Origin of the sequence: Corallococcus sp. CA053C (assembly GCF_003611675.1) — a bacterium.
In the GTDB taxonomy this organism is placed as follows: Bacteria; Myxococcota; Myxococcia; order Myxococcales; family Myxococcaceae; genus Corallococcus.
Genome location: NZ_RAWA01000578.1, coordinates 1 through 4,660 on the forward strand (window position 1 = coordinate 1; position 4,660 = coordinate 4,660).

Annotated in this window: 1 protein-coding gene and 1 pseudogene; both read left to right on the forward strand. The window is 71.3% G+C overall.

Annotated elements, in window-relative coordinates; all coding sequences use genetic code 11:
- Window positions 1-155 (forward strand): annotated as a pseudogene (locus D7V97_RS40250) (RluA family pseudouridine synthase); the annotation flags it as partial.
- A gap of 144 nt (window positions 156-299) precedes the next feature.
- The coding region (locus tag D7V97_RS40255; RefSeq protein WP_120615866.1) for a hypothetical protein at window positions 300-4,660 on the forward strand (4,361 nt) is incomplete at its 3' end.

Sequence of the window (4,660 nt, forward strand, 5' to 3'; positions counted from 1 at the left end):
GCCTGTTGCACGCGCAGGCGTTGGAGCTGGGGCATCCGCGCACGGGCCAGCCGCTGCGGCTGGAGGCGGCGGTGCCGGAGGACCTGCGGGCGTTCTTCGTCGCGGCGGGAGTGCAGGTGCCCGAGGGTCCCATCGGGGGCGGGGACGCGCCCTGACGCTGAACCCCGGATTGCCCGTGTGAGGGGGGAGGACAGGACCCCCACCGCCTGGCGCATCGTGTGTAGACTGGGAGCTTCATGGGTGGCGGGAGAAACGGCAAAGGTCCTGGAACGCCGGAGCCTTCCCTGCGCGGACCTGGGATGGCCCCGCGCGGAGAGGACGTGCGAGGCGCGCTGGCCCAGGTTTGCCAGGATGCCGCCCGCCTGCTTCGGGAGGGACAGGCGGCCCGGGCGTACTCCGGGCTGGTCGCCGCCAGCCGCACCCTGCCGATGACGCCGAGGCTCGCGGCCGTGCTGGTGCGGCACGCGTTGCGGGCGGGCACGGAGCGCGCGGTCATCACCCTGCTGGACGCGGCGATGGTGGCCGAGCGGGGCGAGGTGCGCCGCGAGGTGCGCCGGCAGTTGTCGAGGGTGCTGCGCCGCAGTGGCCAGGAGGCGCGCTCCGCGGCGGTGCTCAACGGGCTGCTGATGGATGCGCCCGACGACGCGCGGGCCCGCTTCGTGATGGACGTGCTGCGCGAGCGGGTGGCGAAGGGCGCGCCGTCGCGGCCGGAGCCGGAGGAGGACGAGTCCCGGACGAAGACGGTGGAGGTGTCCGCCCTGGCGTTGTCGGATCCGGAGCGCGGGAACACCGTGCTGGAACTGCCGATGGTGTCCGTGGAGCCGGCGAAGGGAGCTGTGGCGAGGGCCGGGAGGGCGACCACGGTGCAGGTGCCGCTGGGCGAGTGGGCGGAGCTGGGGCGTGCGGCGACGCGGGGACCGGAGTTCCCCTGGGAGGATGAAGGACCGGGCAAGGCCCGTGTGGTGACTTCGCCTGAAGCGCGGGACACGGCGGCGGTGGATGTCGGGCCTGTCGGGGCCGCGAAGCAGCCGGTGTCCGAGCGTGCCGAAGCGAGGGTGTCCTTCCGCTCGACGGAGTTCCCGTTCGTGACGGGGGATACCGGTCGGTTGGTGCTTGGCGGTGGGGCGCCGACGTCTGGAGCGGATGCTCCGGAGACGGCCCTGGACGCAGCCGGATCCACGGTGAAGTCCTCCTCCGAGGCAGCGAAGGTGGAGGCTGATTCGCTTCGGCCCGCGCATGCGGAAGCGGAGTCGATGCCGGACTCAAGCCATGCATCTCCTGAAGTGAAGCCGGCGATGGCGCTGGAAGCGTCACCGGTGGATGTGGCGCAGGCGTCCGAAGAGAAGCTGGGTGTGTCGTCGTCGGTTGACGTCGCGCAGGCAATCGACGGACAGCTGGCGGCGGTGCCGGGTGTGTCATCCGAGCCTGGAACATCGGATCTTCCAGGTGCGTTCGCTGGCCACTCCACGGCGACGCAGGGCCCGGTGCACCAGGGAGCTGCGGTATCGGATGCGTCGCCAACGGACCTCCGCGCGAACTCGACCGGGGAGGCAGGGGCATCCGCACAAGGTGATTCCGCTTCGGCTGAGGCCGTCCTTCCGAACGAATCCGAGACGAAGTCGACCCCGGAGCCAGACCCGACCGCGCTGCGCGATGCCGTGTTGGTGCTGGCTGCGTCCGAGAAGGACCTCGACGCGAAGTCGACCGTTGCGCAGGAGTTGTCCTCCTCATCGACTGATGCTTCGCCGACGGAAACCGCCTCCGCGAAAGACCGCGAAGCGAAGTCGACTGCTGCTCCGGAACTGTTCTCGTCGCTCGATGCTGCGCCGATGGAAGGCGTCTCCGCGAAGGAGGGCGAAGCGAATTCGACTCCTGCTCCAGAACCGTCCTCATTGCTGGATGCTGGGCCGACGGCCGTTGTGTCCGTGAAGGACAGCGAAGCGACGTCGACTGTCACGCCGGAACAGTCTTCATCGCTCGATGCCGCGCCAACATCCGTCAAGGACAGCGAAGCGAAGTCGACTCCTGCTCCGGAACTGTCCGCATCGCTCGATGCCGCATCGACGGCCGTTGCGTCCGCGAAGGACGGCGAAGCGAAGTCGACTGTCACGCCGGAATTGTCCGCATCGCTCGATCCCACGCTCACGTCGCAGCGCGGTCCGCCGCGTCTGCTCGACTCCGTGCTGGTTCCGGGCGCTCTGTCGAAGGCCTTCGATGCAGAGGAGCCGACGTCGGAAATCGTTCCGCCTCATGCTCCTGAACCGAAGGCCGCGGCCAACAAGGATGTCGGGGCAGGACGCAAGGCTCCGCGTCCTCTCGATTCCGTGCTGGTACCGGGTGCTCCGTCGAAGGGCTTCGACGAAGACGAATCCACGTCGGAGATGATCCCGCCGCGTCCTCTCGACTCCGTGCTGGTACCGGGTGCTCCGTCGAAAGCCTTCGACGAAGACGAAGCCACGTCGGAGATCATCCCCCCAGCCCGGAGCGATGCGGAGGCGCAGAAGGACGCTTCGCCCTCGAACCCGGCACGCGATGAGAAGTCGCGCACGAAGCCGTCGGCTCCCTCGGTCCGGCGGACCGCCGTGCTGGTTCCCTCCGCTCCGAATCCTGCATTCGACGAGGAGGAATCGACCTCGGAGGTCGTTCCTCCACCTGATGCGGGTCCCGCCGAGGCCGCGACCCCTCCAACGCGCGACTCCGGCCGCTTCCCCGCCGTGAAGCCAACGGCAAGCGGCACGGACCGGGCCCCGGATGCGGCTGCGCCTCCTGGCGTGCTCACGGCGGAAGAGGGCGCTGAGCTGGCCCGCTCGCAGCGTCAGGAGTCCCTGCTCATCGCGCGCCAGGCCTGGCGCGAACTGGCCCAGCTGTACCTCAAGCGTGCCGACCGCGCGAAGGCCGCGCCCGAGCGGGCCGAGGCCCTCACGCGGCTCGCGGAGGTGATGGAGAACGAGCTCCAGGACTCCGCGGGCGCCGCGCGCATGTACCGGGAGATCGTCGAGCTGACCGGCGAGCGCACCGCGCTGCGTGAACAGGTGCGGCTGCTGTCCCAACGCGAGGACGCATCCATCGTCCGCCGTGCGCTCGACGAAGCCATCGAGCGGGCGAGGACCTCGCGGGCCCGGGCCATCGCCCTGCTGACGCGCGGCGAGCGGCTGTTGAACATGGGCTCTCGCTCCAAGGCGCGCGAGGACTTCGAGGCCGCGGACGCGCTCGTGCCGGGGCTGCTGCCCGTGCTCGCGGGGCTCGTGCGCTGTGCCTCCGATAAGGAGCGTCCTTCCTTCACCGAACGCCTGCGCGCCGCCTGTGCCGCCGCGCCCCGCCGCGCTCCGGATCGCCTGGACGCCCTGCGGGTGCTCGCGCAGACGGCGGAGGAGTCCCTCGGCGACCTGCGCATCGCGCAGTGGGCCTGGGCCGAAGTGCTCGCGGAGAGCCCCGACAACGAGCAGCCGCGTGAGCACCTGTTGGCGCTCGCGCGTCGGCTGGGGGATCTGCCCGCGCTCAGCCAGCTCCTGCACGCGCAGCTTGCCCGCGAGCCCCGGGGGCCCGCCGCGCGCAAGGCGCACCTGGAGCGCGTGGCCACGCTGGAGGCCATGGGCGACGCAGGCGCGGCGCTGGCGGAGCTGCGCCAGGCGGTGCGCTTCGAGCCGGGGCACAAGGAAGCGTGGTTGCTGCTCGCGGACCGCTGCATCGAGCGCGAGCAACTGGGCGAGGCCGCCTGGGCGATGGAGAACGCGGCCACCGCGACGGAGAGCGACGAGGAGCGCCAGCGCACGTGGGAGCGACTCGCGCTCTTCTGCCGCGAAGTGCTGCACAACACGGAGCGCGCCCGCATCTACGCGCGCCGCGCCGAGAGCCTGCGCAAGGCCCGGGAGGATCGCGCCCGCCCGCCACCGCCCGAACCTCCGCGCACCGCGCCTCCGCCGGCTCCGGGTGTGCCACCGCCCTCGGTGCTCGTGGCGCCTCCGGTCACCACGGGACTCGTTCGCGAGAGCCGCAAGGACCTGTCCGACGAAGTGACAGCCAACACCGACGTCCAGGCGATGGTCGCGGCCGAGGAGGATGCGTCCTCCGCCCCGTCCGCGAAGCGCTCGGCCCGGGCCAAGGACGGTGCGGCTCCGAAGGCGGCGGCCAGCGTGGAGGCTGGCGCGAAGTCGTCCGGGGACCGGTCTCGGAACGCGCAGGCTTCAGGCGCTGCTCCGGACGCACCTGATTCCACCGCCGCGTCGCGCAAGGGACGGAGCGAAGCGAAGCCCACGGCTTCCGTGAAGGCCCCGTCAGGAAGCCATGCCTCCGTCGCGGAGGGGGCATCAGGCGCGCGTAAAGACGCCGTCGCGAAGGCTCCCTCCGGAAGCCCGCCCTCGCTCACTGAGTCCGCAGCGGGACCTGGCACCACGGCCCGTGCCCCTTCCACGAAGTCCGCACGAGGCACCGCGAAGGACTCAGGCCAGGCGTTGGACACAGGCGCGCCCGTCCAAGGCTCCGCATCGACGCGCGAGTCCACGCCCAACGATGAAGCCCCTGTCGCCGCATCGGGTCGCAAGTCGCGCGCCCCCGCCCCTCCGCCTCGGGAGCGAACGACAGCCTTCGGTGCGTCCCTCCCGCCCGACTCCGCGCACGAAGCCCCCTCGCCCCCAACGCCCTCCGCCGCATCCCAGAAGGC